This window comes from Paenibacillus mangrovi (assembly GCF_022898935.1).
Lineage (GTDB): Bacteria > Bacillota > Bacilli > Paenibacillales > Paenibacillaceae > Paenibacillus_AQ > Paenibacillus_AQ mangrovi.
Map to the genome: position 1 here is coordinate 417972 of NZ_JALIRP010000002.1, position 13773 is coordinate 431744.

Consider the following 13773-nt stretch of genomic DNA (forward strand, 5'->3'; position numbering starts at 1 on the left):
AGGATTTCACCTCCATGTTTGCACAGGAAATGAAATCCTTGTTTCCATCACTTCTTATATTTAAACCGCTGCACCTGAAGTGCCGTCAAGGACACGGACAAGCTGTCCCTCGCATTCGTTTACCCCTGCCTTGGTCAATTTCACGCGACAGAGCTGGCCTTGAAGATCTTCGGAACCTTCAAATATAAGCTGAAGATAGTTGTCGCTGAAGCCGTGCATTTTGCCTGGACCGTGAGTTCCTTTGGAGGTACCCTCCGGAATGACGTCCAGCACCTGACCAACGAATTTCTCCGCATAAGCGAGCTGCATTTGCTCAGAGAGGCTAATCAGTTCACGCACGCGGGCATGTTTGATCTCTTCGTCAATCTGATCCTGCATCCGCGAAGCTGGTGTACCGTTCCGCTGGGAATACGGGAAGACGTGCATTTCGGAGAAATTGATCGCCTTCATCAGCTCGTAGCCGTTACGGAACATTTCATCCGTTTCACCCGGGAAGCCAACGATCACATCTGTCGTAATGCCCACATCAGGCATAGCCTGACGGATCAGCTGCATTTTGCTATAGAATTCCTCGGTGGTATATTTGCGGCGCATCCGTTTTAGAACGGTGTCATCTCCCGCCTGCAGCGGAATATGCAGATGGCGGCACATTTTAGACGAGCGGTTCAGCACATCCAGCATTTTCTCGTCAATCTGGCTGGCTTCAATAGAGCTGATGCGAATCCGCTCCAAGCCATCTACCTTGTCCAAATCCCATAGCAAATCCGATAAACGGTAGTTTTCCAGATCGTCACCGTAACCGCCGGTATGGATACCTGTAAGGACGATTTCTTTATAGCCTGCTTCCACAAGCTGATGAGCCTGGGTCACGATGCTTTTCGGATCACGGCTGCGGGACAATCCACGGGACCATGGAATAATGCAGAAGGTGCAGAAGTTGTTGCAGCCGTCCTGGATTTTCAGGAAAGCGCGGGTACGGTCCGCGAAATCCGGTACGTCCATTTCCTCAAACACGCGATTTTTCATGATGTTGCGCACGGCGTTAATCGGCTCGCGTTTCTCGCGGATTTCATTGACAAAAGGAATGATTTTGTCCCGGTCCTGGTTACCGATGACGAGGTCTACGCCAGGAATGTCCATGATTTCGGCCGGAGACGTCTGTGCATAGCATCCGGTAACCGCGATAATCGCTTCCGGATTGCGGCGTACGGCACGGCGGATAATCTGACGGCTCTTTTTATCCCCTGTATTCGTAACGGTACATGTATTAATCAAATAAACATCTGCGGTCTGTTCGAAATCCACCTGCTCATAGCCTTCTTTTTTGAACAGCTGCCAGATGGCTTCGGTATCGTAAAAATTCACTTTACAGCCTAGTGTATAAAATGCAACGGATGGCATTTTCAAACTCCCCCCATTTCTCCGGATTCATAAAGTATGCATGCAAGGGCAACCATTCCCGCTGTTTCACAGCGCAGGATCCGCCTGCCGAGCCCGACGCTCACGGCTCCAGCTTCCTCTGCCTGCCGGCATTCTTCTTCACTGAATCCGCCTTCGGGACCCACAAGGAGCAGAACACCCGGCGCATGGTCTATCGGCAAAGCCTGCATGAACGGCCTCAGCGCATCACGCAGCTGAAAACCCTCTTCTTTTTCATAGCAAAAATAAACCGCATCATAATTCTGAAACGTCGGCAATAACTGCTTCCAAGAGAGCGGCGCCGAAACGACAGGAACGGTATTCCGATGACTCTGCTCGGCTGCTTCTTTGGCAATTTTGTTCCAGCGCTCAAGCCGCTTCGATTCCTTCTTGGCATCGTACTGGACGATCGTCCGCTCCGAGATGAAAGGAACAAAGGAAACTGCACCGATTTCCGTACACTTCTGAATCACGGTTTCCATCTTGTCTCCTTTGGGCAAGCTCTGGGCAACCGTCACCTTCACAGCGGGCTCATGCGTCATTTCCAGCTGCTCAAGGATAACGGTGGTAACAACACCCGACTCGATGGCTGTGATCGCCACAAGCGCTTCCCGGGAAATCCCGTCGCTGACAATGAGCTTATCGCCGTTTTTGCCGCGCATGACCTTCGAAATATGACGTGCATCCTCACCGGAAAGTTCTACTGTATTTTCTTTGAACTGCTCTGGCGATACGAAATATCGCTGCATTCTCATCAACTTCCTATATTAAAAATCACAAGCTTCATCATACAACATTTGACCCGGCTATGACCAGTACATGTTTTATCCTTTGTATAACCCAAGACTATGACAAAATATGCAAAAAGACCTGCATGAAATGAACATATAAGTTTTGGGCCAATGTGTACAGAGGAGTAATCGTATACCGCTGCAGCGGCGGAATGAACAAAATCAACAGGAAAATAAATACCGACCACTGCTCAACTTGCTGGAACTTGGCTCTAACCCGGCGGGGAACCAAATCCTCCACGATCCGATATCCGTCCAAAGGCGGCAGCGGGATCAGGTTAAACAAAAACAGGAAGAAGTTCATCACGCCGAACAGCGAAAAGAACATTACTATTGCTTCCAGCAATTTTTGGTTCGATATGGAAGCCAGTGCTCCCGTGCTGATCAAGAGCGCATAGATAAAGGTTCCAATCACAGCCAGGAAAAAGTTGCTGAGCGGTCCGGCTGCAGAAACGACGACACCCATCAGCCTCGGATTTTTGAAGTTATCGCGGTTAACTGGCACTGGTCTAGCCCAGCCAAAGCCTGCAATCAGCAGCAAAATGATCCCGAGCAGATCGAAATGGACCGCAGGGTTTAGCGTGACCCGGCCCAGCAGCTTAGCGGTCGGATCGCCGAACTTATAAGCAAAATAAGCGTGTGAAAACTCGTGCACTGTAAACGCAATGATCAGCACCAGCAAATAGAAGGGGAGCTGTTCCAGCGGCACTCTGAGTATGCTGTTCAGAAAATCCATTATGACCTCTTTCTAGCTACAAATGCGACCCAGTCCTCATCACGGCATACATCCTCTATGTCAAAACCGGAATCCTCAAGTGCCTGCTGTACGATTTCTACTTTATTTTTATATATACCAGACGCAATGTAGACGCCGCCCGGCTCTAGTGCCTGATACACATCATCTATAAACAGCAAAATAATCTCGGCTAGGATATTGGCCACAATGATATTGACCGGCAGCGTAATCCCCAGATTCTCTCCACCGCTGCCATTCAGAAGACCCAGCAGGTCGCTTTCCTTAACGGTAATTCTCTGATCCATTTGATTCAGGCTCGCGTTCTCACGGGCGCTGGATACTGCCACTGGATCCAAATCCAGTGCAAGCACATGCTTTGCCCCAAGCAAAACCGCTCCAATGGCCAAAATGCCCGATCCTGTGCCTACATCAATGATTTCCTCACCGCCCTTAACGACCTTCTCCAACGTACGCAGGCAAAGAGCAGTTGTGGGATGGGTTCCTGTTCCGAAAGCCATGCCCGGGTCAAGCTCGATAATTTTTTCCGACTCATGTTCCGGCGTATACTCTTCCCAAGTTGGTTTGATCGTCAACCGGTCGGATACGCGCAGCGGTTTAAAATACTGCTTCCAGGCTGTAGCCCAGTCGTCCTCGTTCACCGTTCTAAATTCATAACGGACCTCGCCTGGATCAATATCAAACGTCCGCAGCTCTTCGATTCGTTGCTTCACTTCCTCTAGAATATCCTGAGCAGGTGATTCCTCGGAAAAATATCCTTTAATTTCGGCTTGCCCTTCAGGTATATCGTTCAGCGGCAGCTCATACCACTGGCCGTACGAAGTGTCGCGCTTTTTGTTTAAAGTACCGGATTCCTCGATCGATACGCCGCCTGCACCCGCTTCATGCAGAAAATTGGAAATCATCTCCACGGCTTCCTCTGTTGTATGTATTGTAATCTCATGCCATAACATCGTTTTTCATTTCCTCCTCAACATCGTGCATAAGTTTTATTGTACTATACATGAGCATCCGAGTACAAAATTTTAAGTAAATTAGCTCTTGATAAAAGCTGGGCCGTCATACGAAAGTTACAAAAAAACCGCGATTGCCCTCAGGGTCAACCACGGTTTTGTTCATCCATTCATGCTGCTTCTGACTATTCTTCTGTTACATTCCAAGGGTCGCGTTCCATCTGACGGAGCTGGCGCTCATCGGCGGCTTCACTGCGGCGGATCGCTTCCACATCATCATGATCAGCCAAAACCCCGGAGAATTCCACATCCTCGTTTTTCATGGACATGAGTTCCTTGATTTTTTCCGTTTTCGTCATAATGCGTCCCTTTTTATCACGCTTTACCATGTTCAGCACCCTCTCTGCATTTGTTACATGATGGCCGCCCTCGCAGGTATCCCCGCCTGTTTATGCCATTCCGCCCGCATCTTCAACGATCTTCATCGCTCTGTCAAAGCAATCTTCCTGCACTACAATGGTCAGCAAAATATCCCTTCCCGTTATTTCGCCTTGACCTCCGTCACTCATTCCGCTGGACGACGGATCCGCTGCTGCCATAATGGCAGAGGATTCACCGCTCATCGAGGTTCCATATGTTGCGGCAGACAAGTTGACCATATCTCCGGCAAAAGGTAACCCCGAACCGTACAGTTCGGTTCCCGGGTATCTGCTGAAGCGGTCGATCGACATGTCCACTATGCGCAGAGCCTGTAGCTTTTTGGCCGCACTTTGGGCTTCCTCCGGGCTTTTAAAGTAAGCTAGAATATTTTTTTCACTCAAGTACGTTCACCTGCTTGTATCGTTAGTCTCGTGCATGCAAAATTAGGCCTCTCGTTCGCCTGATGTTAGATTCTGCTTCAGCCGGAATGAATATGCGTACGTATGTGGAAATAGCAACATTTGCTTGAGAATTGGTACAAAGTTCCTTCATTTGAAACGACAAAAAACCGGCCCTTGTTGGGCCGGTTCATATATTGCCAGTCTATTCGTCTTGATCAATCTCCACGGAAAGCACGCTTCATACGGTCAAAAAAGGATTGCTCATGCTCATGCGTCTGCTCTCCGTCGAGGGAAGCAAAATGACGCAGCAAGTCTTTTTGCTCTTCGCTTAGCTTGCTTGGCGTCACGACAACGACCTTCACATGCTGGTCACCCTGTCCGGATCCGCGCAGGTGAGGAACGCCTTTGCCTCTCAGACGGAAATATGTTCCGGTCTGGGTTCCGGCAGGAATTTTCAGCTTCACTTTTTCGGTCAGCGTAGGAATTTCGATTTCGTCACCCAAAGCTGCCTGAGCAAAAGTCAGTGGAACTTCGCAGTAGATATCATCGCCTTCGCGCTCAAAGAAATCATGAGCTTTCACGCGGATTACGATATACAAGTCGCCCGAAGGACCGCCGCGAAGGCCGCCTTCTCCCTCACCGGTCATGCGGAGTTGTGCTCCGTCATCTACACCGGCAGGAATTTTGACGTGGATCTTGCGCTGTTTTTTCACTTTGCCGCTGCCGTGGCAAGTTGAACATTTATCCTTGATAATCTGACCTGTGCCGTTACAGTTTGAACAGCTGCGGCGGTTCACCATACGGCCAAACGGTGTATTTTGAACCACTTCCTGCTGGCCGGAGCCGTGGCACACGGAACAGGTTTGTGGCTTCGTGCCAGGTTTGGCACCGGACCCGTGGCAGGTATCACAGTTATCGGTACGAGGAATGGTGATATCCGATTCCTTGCCGAATGCGGCCTCTTTAAATTCGATCGTCATGGTGTACTGCAGATCATTTCCCCGCTGCGGTGCGTTTGGATCGCGACGGCCGCCGCCACCTCCGAAAAACATATCAAATATATCGCCAAAGCCGCCGAAATCAGCACCCTGGAATCCTCCGCCCATGCCCTGGTTCGGATCAATATGTCCGTATTGGTCATAAGTGGAGCGCTTCTGGCTGTCGCTGAGCACGTCATAAGCTTCTTTGACTTCCTTAAACTTGGTTTCCGCGTCAGCCGCTTTGTTCACGTCCGGATGATACTGCCGGGCCAACTTGCGGTATGCCTTTTTAATATCATCATCTGAAGCGTCTTTGCCTACGCCCAGTACCTCATAGTAATCACGCTTATCAGCCACTCTTCCACCCCCGTTGTTTCCTTTAGAGTATGCCGCTCATGGAAAAAGGAAAGCCGAAGCCTGGGATGCCCCGGCTTTGACCTTCCCTTCCTGAACATAACTTTCTATAGGTTAACCTTGATTTTTGTCCTCGTCAACAACCTCGTAATCAGCGTCAACTACGTTGTCTTTTTTAGGCGCGCCTTCCTGGCCGCCTTGAGCGCCTTCTGCAGCTTGCTGAGCCTGAGCCGCTTGCTCATACAATTTCACAGACAGCTGTTGCACGATTTCAGTCAGCTCTTCGGTTGCTTTTTTGATTTGCTCCAGATCGTCGGATTCGAGCGCAGCTTTCACTTTATCTTTCGCTGCATTCGCTTTTTCCACTTCGCCCGCATCGGCCTTGTCGCCAAGGTCTTTGATGGTTTTTTCTGTGGAGTACACGAGTTGGTCAGCGTTGTTTTTCGCTTCAACCAGATCTTTACGATTACGGTCTTCCTCGGCATGAGCCTCGGCATCCTTCATCATGCGTTCTACTTCATCATCGCTCAGACCGCTGGAAGAAGTGATCGTAATTTTTTGCGTTTTGTTGGTGCCTTTGTCCGTTGCAGACACGTTAACGATACCGTTGGCATCAATGTCAAAAGTAACTTCGATTTGCGGTACGCCGCGCGGTGCTGGAGGAATGTCTCCGAGCATAAAGCGTCCGAGCGTTTTGTTGCCCGCTGCCATTTGGCGTTCGCCTTGGAGCACGTGGATTTCAACGCTTGGCTGGTTATCCGCGTAAGTCGAGAAAACTTGCGATTTGCTTGTAGGGATCGTCGTGTTGCGCTCGATCATTTTCGTGAACACGCCGCCAGCGGTTTCGATACCGAGAGACAGCGGAGTTACGTCCAGCAATACCACGTCTTTTACGTCACCGGTCAGGACGCCGGCTTGAACTGCTGCACCGAGGGCAACCACTTCATCCGGGTTAACGCCTTTATGAGGCTCTTTACCTGTCAGCTTTTTAATGGCTTCCTGAACGGCTGGAATACGCGTAGAACCGCCGACCAGAACGATTTTATGGATATCGTTCGGAGTCATGCCCGCATCGCTCAATGCTTGACGAGTTGGTCCGAGTGTACGTTCTACCAGATCAGCAGAGATTTCTTCAAATTTAGCACGGGTCAGGTTAACCTCCAAGTGCTGAGGCACGCCGTCTGCCACAGTGATAAATGGCAGGGAAATCGTCGTTGTCAGGATGCCGGAAAGCTCTTTCTTCGCTTTTTCCGCTGCGTCTTTCAAACGCTGAATAGCAGCTTTGTCCTTGCTGAGGTCAATGCCTTGTTCCTTTTTAAATTCGTTCACAAGGTAGTCGATGATCACTTGGTCAAAGTCGTCACCGCCGAGGTGGTTGTCCCCGCTGGTTGCTTTTACTTCGAAGAAGCCGTCGCCCAGCTCAAGGATCGATACGTCGAAGGTACCGCCGCCCAGGTCATATACCAGGATCGTTTGGTCTTCGGACTTTTCCAGACCGTAAGCCAGGGCTGCTGCTGTTGGCTCGTTGACGATACGAAGAACTTCAAGGCCGGCGATTTTACCTGCATCTTTAGTCGCTTGACGCTGGCTGTCGTTGAAGTAGGCCGGAACGGTGATTACCGCTTGGGTAACCGGTTGGCCCAAGTATGCTTCAGCATCGGATTTCAGCTTTTGCAGAATCATGGCCGAAATTTCTTGCGGAGTATAGTCTTTTCCTTCAATGGTTTCTTTATGGTTCGTACCCATGTAACGTTTAATGGAATGGATGGTGCGGTCCGGGTTGGTAATAGCCTGACGTTTTGCTGTTTCGCCGACGATGCGCTCGCCGTCTTTTTTGAAGCCTACAACCGAAGGGGTTGTACGCGCGCCTTCCGGGTTAGGGATTACAACGGCTTCGCCGCCTTCCATTACGGCTACGCAGGAGTTGGTGGTTCCAAGGTCAATACCGATAACTTTACTCATGAGAAATATCCTCCTTAAGAATAAATAAATATATTTAAACAGCCATCAAATTACATGCTGACTTTAACCATAGCGGGGCGGAGCACTCGATCTTTGAGCATGTAGCCCTTTTGCACTTCCTCAACGACGATGCCTTCTTCATGCTCATCGCTTTCGACCTGCATAATCGCTTGATGGAATTCCGGATTAAAAGGTTGTCCTACCGCATTCATTGGCTCAAGGCCTTCGGATTTCAGCACGCCGTCGAGCTGACGGAAGATCATGCCTACGCCTTTGGCGAAGGAATCCGTGTCGGCAATGTCACCAGCAGCAGAAATCGCCCGGTCGAAATTATCGATAATCGGGAGCAGCTCGGTAATCAGCTTGGACGATGCATATTTGGCAAAATCCTCTTTTTCCTTCTGCGTCCGTTTGCGGAAGTTATCAAAATCCGCTTGGGTCCGCAGAGCGCGCTGTTGATAGTCATCAGCCAGCGCCTGAAGACGCTGCACCTCGCTTTGCAAATGTGCGTTGTCCGCCACATTCCCCTCTTCCGTAGAAGAAGCATCGGTGTCGGGCTGAGCAGCCGGGTTATCGTTTTCTACCACCACGTCCTCGCGGTTTTCATTCATTTCGTTATCCATCTCTTGAAACTCTTGGTTTTCTTTCAAGATGTCTTCACCTCCTTAATATGCTCTATATCTTTTTGTGTCAACCTTGCGCTTTTCGTTGTCATTCCTCATATCCATGCGCGCTTCTCATTTTAATGACGTTATGAATGCGCAGCACTGCAGCCGCGACCTCTCCGGCCGTCTGCAGACCATGAATTTTAACAAGCGCGGGGTCTACGATACCTTTCTCCTCGTAATGAATCACAAGGCCGGAGTCGCAGTCCACGCCCATGCCGTCACAGCACTCTGCAAGCTGCGCGGCGCGGGCCTCCTCTATCTTCTCGAGCGGATTATATCCGGCGTTTAGAAGGATCTGCGACATGGGCTTGCGAAGGGCTGCTGCAACGGCAGCAATGCCGAAAGCCTCCATCCCTTTCACAGCTTCGCGTTGCCGCTCGAGCTCATAAGAAACGGCGAGCTCGGCAGTACCGCCTCCAGGGAGAATCCCCCCAGAAATGGCAGCTTGAAGCGCCGAAGCCGCATCAGCAGCGATCCTTGCGGACTCGCCTACCACTTCAGCTGTACTGGCCCCAACGATAAGCGTTACAAAAGGTTCCTCCTTTTGTCCGCCGCTGCTGATCCGGACACGCTCCAAAACCTCATCATAACATGCCCTAGGGGAGTCGCCGAGCAGTCTGCCCAGCGCATCCCGTTCTTTATGTAACGCCGTCCGACGCAGCGGAACAGCGCCGGTCATGGAACTCACGCGTGCCAGATCTTTCCGGCTCACCCGCGGAATGACCATGATTCCATGATCCATGCAGAACTGCTCCGCGTCTGGGTGAATGCCCTTTTCCAGCAGAATCAGCCCTACACCGAGCTCAGCTAGCACTTGAAGCTCCCGGCTGAACCGTTCCCGCAGCTCCATATACCGGCCAAAGCCGGCTTCGGTCGTTAATACTTCCTCATCCATGCTTTCAGGCTCTAACGCATCATGCAGGACCAAAATACGGGTATCTTCAAGAATAGGCGCATCATAAGGATATAAAGGCATTTGTCTAAGCAAAAGACCTTCAAATACTTCATTATTACCCTTTTCATGAGCCGTAACCGCATCAGCGAGCAGATAAGAAGGATCTTTCAGCTTGCGGATACCGATGACCGAAGCAGCTTCCATAACAAGAGCAACAATGTCCTCCCGCTCTCGGCCGGCCACATAAACGGCCTTCGTAAGCAAAGGATCGTCCAGATCCTGAATCTCTCTGGCTCTGCCCTTGAGGGATTCGGCAGCCATCTTAATCCCCTGCTGCATCCCTGCGACGACCTTGGATGCGGGTACGCCTCTCACAATCTGAGATACCCCTTCCTGTACAAGCGCCCCCGCAAGAACGGTCGCCGTGGTCGTCCCGTCTCCCACTTTTTTCTGCTGAGAGCGGGCCACCTGGATCAGTAATCTGGCCGCCGGATGGCTGACATCCATTTTGTCCAGAATCGTGACCCCGTCATTCGTAATGATCACTTCTCCGCGGTCACCCACCAACATGACATCGAGCCCTTTGGGACCGAGCGTCCCTTCGACCGCCGAGGTGATGGCCCGGACGGCATTGCTGTTGTTGAGCAGTGCCGCATACCGCTCTTCGCCCTCGCGAATCGGTTGCTGACCTTGACTCATCCGTCCTCAAGCCTCCTTATTTATAAAGCTTCGACAGCATTTTGGTCAGGTCATTGGAAAGAATGCCGAGCAGGCTCATCACCCTCGCGTATTCCATCCTTGTTGGACCTAGAATGCCGATGGTACCCAGCGCCTCTCCGTCAAGCGAATAGGTCGCCGTGATCAAGCTGCAGTTGGCAAAGGCCTCATGGTCGTTCTCGGTACCGATCCGCACCTGAATACCCGCGGAGCCCTGCGTGGCAGCCATCATTTTCGTAAGTGTCGGCGTTTCTTCAAGAAGATCCAGGATGTCCTTGACCTTATCTACGTCTTTGAACTCCGGTTGATTCAGCATATTGGTTGCACCGCTTAAGTACACACGCTGATCGGTCTCCGTGTCCACAAATATATTGTCCAGGATGCCCATGATTTCTTCAAAATGGGTCAGGTGACGCTGCATCTCCTGGCCAAGCTCGCGGTACAGACTGGACTTGAGCTTATAAAGAGGCACATTGACCAGCTTGCTGTTAAGCAGATTTACCACCTTCTCCATGTCTGAAACAGAAACACCAGCCGGTATAGCTACGGTTTTGCTCTCAACCTGTCCTGTACTGGTCACTATAATGGCCACCGCAGTGGTCTCATTCAGCGAGAGCAGCTGGAAATGACGGAGAGAAGTATGAAAAACTTCCGGCCCGAGCAGGATGGAAGTGTAATTCGTAATATGGGACAGAATCATGGCGGCATGCTGGATAACCTGCTCCGTCGCATTCAGCTTCTCCGCAAAATAGGTACGCAGCGAGCGCAGCTCTGTCGGGAGCGCTTCATAGATCGGTTCAAGATGATCCACGTAATATCGATAACCTTTGTGAGAAGGGATGCGTCCGGCCGATGTATGAGGCTGCTCCAAAAATCCAAGCTCCTCCAAATCCGCCATTTCATTGCGAATGGTCGCAGGACTGAACCCGACATCTCCCCGTTTCGATATGCTGCGTGAGCCGACAGGTTCCGCAGAGCGGATATAGTCGTCAACAATAGCATTAAGTATTAATCTTTGACGTTCGGTTAGCATGTCTTCCCCTCCCTCTGGTCGATGATTTTCGCCATCGTTAGCACTCGACTAAGATGAGTGCTAACCGCTAATACAAAAATACCAAACTGACGTGAGCATTGTCAAGTCAGTTCGGCATGGTTGCAGATTCCGTATAAATACGTCAGCTCTTCGCTGCCGTGTTCTTATTAATGAAGTGTAATCTCTACGTCCCGGCTCGAATCATAATAGCTGTAGAATCCCGGATTCAGCTCCAGTGTATGGTTCATTTTGAAATCTGGATACCGCTCGATGTTTTTGCTTGGCGCATTCGGTCCCCTCGGAGAGATCCTAGGATAAATAGTCTTGCCGTCCACGCGGAGGGTGGTTTGGCTTATGCCTTTAAATTCCTTTGATTCGGAATCAGACTCGACGACCAGATCCTTGCCATCCATATAATAAGTGAAATGGACGACGTAAGATTCGAGTTTCAGATCGGCGCTCTGTTTGCTGCCGGATGGCGTGTTCAGGGTAAGCCAGTTTGTTGACGTATCCCTCTTTGTGACGTAGGCATCCTTCAGAATCAATTTCATCGGAACCTTGGACCAGTCCTTATACCATTCCGGAGACTCAAACGCGTACATATGCTTATACTTTTTGGGATCGTCTCCTTTGATCGTGTACCATCCCGTTATTTCCCGATCGCCCACCACCAGCCGGACATTATTGTAATAAACTTCTCCTTCGGCCATGCGGTCGGACATAGGAGTTCCATCCTTGATGCTGACGATGATCTCTAGCGGCGTTATGGTTAATTGATCAATCAGGACTCCTGATTTCTTCTTGAACTCGTCGCTCGTTTGCAGAGGCTGCGAGTAAATGGCTTCGCTTGCTTTCTTGCCGTCTGCATGAAAATGGAATGTCCATGAACCTTCAATCCGCTTCGTTTCCTTCATATAATTGAATTCCAGCTCTGCCGCATTCCAGTCTTTCGTGGTCATATTGCCGAAGACTTGCTCAATAAGGATCCCCGTATCTTCGGGAGGAAGCTGAGTTAGCGTTCCCCGGCTGCTTCCACTTCCACTTTTTACGATCAAATGCGGGTCTCCCCGTCCCTGATCGTTTGCATCCGCTGCGGAAACGGTATACCGGACGGCTAACCCGGTTTTGGTCTCCGTTAAGGATTGTATGCGAATTTCAGGATAACGTGCTTCACCGGTTGAAAGAGAATCGCCTGCTTTCGGCCCCTTGCTCAAGAGTACGTCCTTGTTTTTGTAATAGACGAGACTATCCGCTTCCAACGTAAATGTTTTTTGGCTGCGCTGCAGTATATCCTTCGTTTCATAGATCCCTAGCAGCTTTCCGCTGGCCTCATCGTATTTTAAGTATCCGTTGACGGGTTCTTCCTTGCCTCTTTCGTCCTTGATCACCATATGTTCCAGCTCCACGGCATCATATTCATCCGGCTTCATTCCGGCATCGAGCGATACCAGCAGCTTCATTTTTTCTCCGTCCGTTACAACACCCTTCAGACTCATGTTGACACCTTTGCTGCTTACATTCAGATCATAGCGCTGGCCTATTCCGTTATTTAGAGCATTGGTTACACTGCGGCCGCCGTACAAGCTATCCCAATTCAAAGTTACACCTGCAAAAACAGGAACGGCTACAACCATAAAACATGAAAATACAATGGCCGCAGGAATGTATTTTCTTCTGGATCTTGAAGACGGCTTGGCCTCTGCAGATGCCATTTTCCGTCTGGATACCTCCTGCTCAATATTGTTCCACATCTGGTCATAATCCGGCCGGGGAGGAGCTTGAATCTTTTCCTGAACCCCATCCCCATTGTCATAGAATCGACTCATTTCTGATCATCTCCTTTTCCTTGAATACTGCCATATGCTGCAGCAGCTTGATTCCCCGGTTCAATCTTGATTTTACCGTTCCTTCAGGAATATTCATGACGTTCGCGATTTCCGGTACAGTCATCTCATTGACATAACGCAGGGTAACGACTATGCGGACTTTGTCCGGAAGCTCCCCGTACATACGGTCAAATTCCATTCTGATTGCACGCTGATCCACTATTTCCTCCACCGGGTTGGATAGGCGGGGCCTTGTAAGCAGGTATGCCCGCAGCTCTTTGGCCAAGCCATTCCTGCGCCTCTTCAGGATTCTGCTGCATTCATTCGAAGCAATTCTGAGCAGCCAGGACTTGAGCTCCCGAACCTCGGACCTGTCTGCAAGCATCGCCTTGACGAACACTTCCTGACAGAGATCCTCGGCGTCCGAACGGTTCTGCATCATGTAGTAGCAGAGATGGAAGACCTGCTCCTTATAAGTTTCAAAAAGCTCACGGTCATTCAATTGGTTGCACCTCCTTCATACGCGTCTTGACTATATGACCGATAACAACGGATAATCGTTCATTTATGTACATGAAAAAACCACTTCTCTTCAGTCAT

General features: G+C 50.2%; 13 protein-coding genes. All 13 read right to left on the reverse strand.

From position 1 onward, the window contains the following. Positions 1-60: 60 nt before the first annotated feature. Positions 61-1401, reverse strand: coding sequence for a tRNA (N(6)-L-threonylcarbamoyladenosine(37)-C(2))-methylthiotransferase MtaB (gene mtaB / locus MUG84_RS06700; protein ID WP_244722202.1), 1341 nt, complete (start codon positions 1399-1401; stop codon positions 61-63). A gap of 2 nt (positions 1402-1403) precedes the next feature. Next, on the reverse strand, positions 1404-2168 hold the full coding sequence (locus tag MUG84_RS06705) for a 16S rRNA (uracil(1498)-N(3))-methyltransferase (RefSeq protein ID WP_244722204.1): 765 nt from the start codon (positions 2166-2168) through the stop codon (positions 1404-1406). 97 nt (positions 2169-2265) lie between these two features. Next, entirely contained in the window at positions 2266-2946 is a 681-nt protein-coding gene (locus tag MUG84_RS06710) for a site-2 protease family protein (RefSeq protein WP_244722206.1), read from the reverse strand. Further along, positions 2946-3917: a 50S ribosomal protein L11 methyltransferase gene (prmA, locus tag MUG84_RS06715; RefSeq protein ID WP_244722210.1), complete on the reverse strand. Its 972-nt coding sequence runs from the start codon at positions 3915-3917 to the stop codon at positions 2946-2948. Before prmA ends, MUG84_RS06710 begins: the two co-directional genes overlap by 1 nt. A 185-nt stretch (positions 3918-4102) precedes the next feature. Next, complete coding sequence (locus tag MUG84_RS06720; RefSeq protein ID WP_244722213.1) at positions 4103-4306, reverse strand: YfhD family protein; 204 nt, start codon at positions 4304-4306, stop codon at positions 4103-4105. A gap of 60 nt (positions 4307-4366) precedes the next feature. Continuing rightward, a complete protein-coding gene (locus MUG84_RS06725) occupies positions 4367-4738 on the reverse strand; it encodes a hypothetical protein (RefSeq protein WP_244722216.1) in 372 nt (123 codons plus the stop codon). Positions 4739-4953: 215 nt separating this feature from the next. After that, complete coding sequence (gene dnaJ / locus MUG84_RS06730; protein WP_244722219.1) at positions 4954-6075, reverse strand: molecular chaperone DnaJ; 1122 nt, start codon at positions 6073-6075, stop codon at positions 4954-4956. A gap of 111 nt (positions 6076-6186) precedes the next feature. Next, entirely contained in the window at positions 6187-8034 is a 1848-nt protein-coding gene (dnaK, locus tag MUG84_RS06735) for a molecular chaperone DnaK (protein ID WP_244722221.1), read from the reverse strand. A gap of 50 nt (positions 8035-8084) precedes the next feature. Beyond that, positions 8085-8684 carry a nucleotide exchange factor GrpE gene (gene grpE, locus MUG84_RS06740; protein ID WP_244722223.1) on the reverse strand — a complete coding sequence of 200 codons (600 nt, stop codon included), beginning with the start codon at positions 8682-8684 and terminating at the stop codon, positions 8085-8087. Between the two features lie 61 nt (positions 8685-8745). Then, positions 8746-10296, reverse strand: coding sequence for a TCP-1/cpn60 chaperonin family protein (locus tag MUG84_RS06745; RefSeq protein ID WP_244722226.1), 1551 nt, complete (start codon positions 10294-10296; stop codon positions 8746-8748). 16 nt (positions 10297-10312) lie between these two features. Further along, positions 10313-11347 (reverse strand): heat-inducible transcriptional repressor HrcA, encoded by a 1035-nt coding sequence (gene hrcA, locus MUG84_RS06750; RefSeq protein ID WP_244722228.1) that lies wholly within the window; start codon positions 11345-11347, stop codon positions 10313-10315. Positions 11348-11514: 167 nt separating this feature from the next. Continuing rightward, positions 11515-13173 carry a DUF4179 domain-containing protein gene (locus MUG84_RS06755; RefSeq protein WP_244722230.1) on the reverse strand — a complete coding sequence of 553 codons (1659 nt, stop codon included), beginning with the start codon at positions 13171-13173 and terminating at the stop codon, positions 11515-11517. Further along, on the reverse strand, positions 13157-13675 hold the full coding sequence (locus tag MUG84_RS06760; RefSeq protein WP_244722233.1) for an RNA polymerase sigma factor: 519 nt from the start codon (positions 13673-13675) through the stop codon (positions 13157-13159). The genes MUG84_RS06755 and MUG84_RS06760 overlap by 17 nt, the downstream gene beginning before the upstream one ends. Positions 13676-13773 lie beyond the last annotated feature (98 nt).

What these genes read in the sequence shown, in the direction of transcription:
- mtaB (WP_244722202.1), bottom strand. Translation starts at nt 1,401, where the DNA reads ATGCCATCCGTTGCATTTTATACACTAGGCTGTAAAGTGAATTTTTAC.
- MUG84_RS06705 (WP_244722204.1), bottom strand. Translation starts at nt 2,168, where the DNA reads ATGCAGCGATATTTCGTATCGCCAGAGCAGTTCAAAGAAAATACAGTA.
- MUG84_RS06710 (WP_244722206.1), bottom strand. Translation starts at nt 2,946, where the DNA reads ATGGATTTTCTGAACAGCATACTCAGAGTGCCGCTGGAACAGCTCCCC.
- prmA (WP_244722210.1), bottom strand. Translation starts at nt 3,917, where the DNA reads ATGTTATGGCATGAGATTACAATACATACAACAGAGGAAGCCGTGGAG.
- MUG84_RS06720 (WP_244722213.1), bottom strand. Translation starts at nt 4,306, where the DNA reads ATGGTAAAGCGTGATAAAAAGGGACGCATTATGACGAAAACGGAAAAA.
- dnaK (WP_244722221.1), bottom strand. Translation starts at nt 8,034, where the DNA reads ATGAGTAAAGTTATCGGTATTGACCTTGGAACCACCAACTCCTGCGTA.
- MUG84_RS06745 (WP_244722226.1), bottom strand. Translation starts at nt 10,296, where the DNA reads ATGAGTCAAGGTCAGCAACCGATTCGCGAGGGCGAAGAGCGGTATGCG.
- hrcA (WP_244722228.1), bottom strand. Translation starts at nt 11,347, where the DNA reads ATGCTAACCGAACGTCAAAGATTAATACTTAATGCTATTGTTGACGAC.
- MUG84_RS06755 (WP_244722230.1), bottom strand. Translation starts at nt 13,173, where the DNA reads ATGAGTCGATTCTATGACAATGGGGATGGGGTTCAGGAAAAGATTCAA.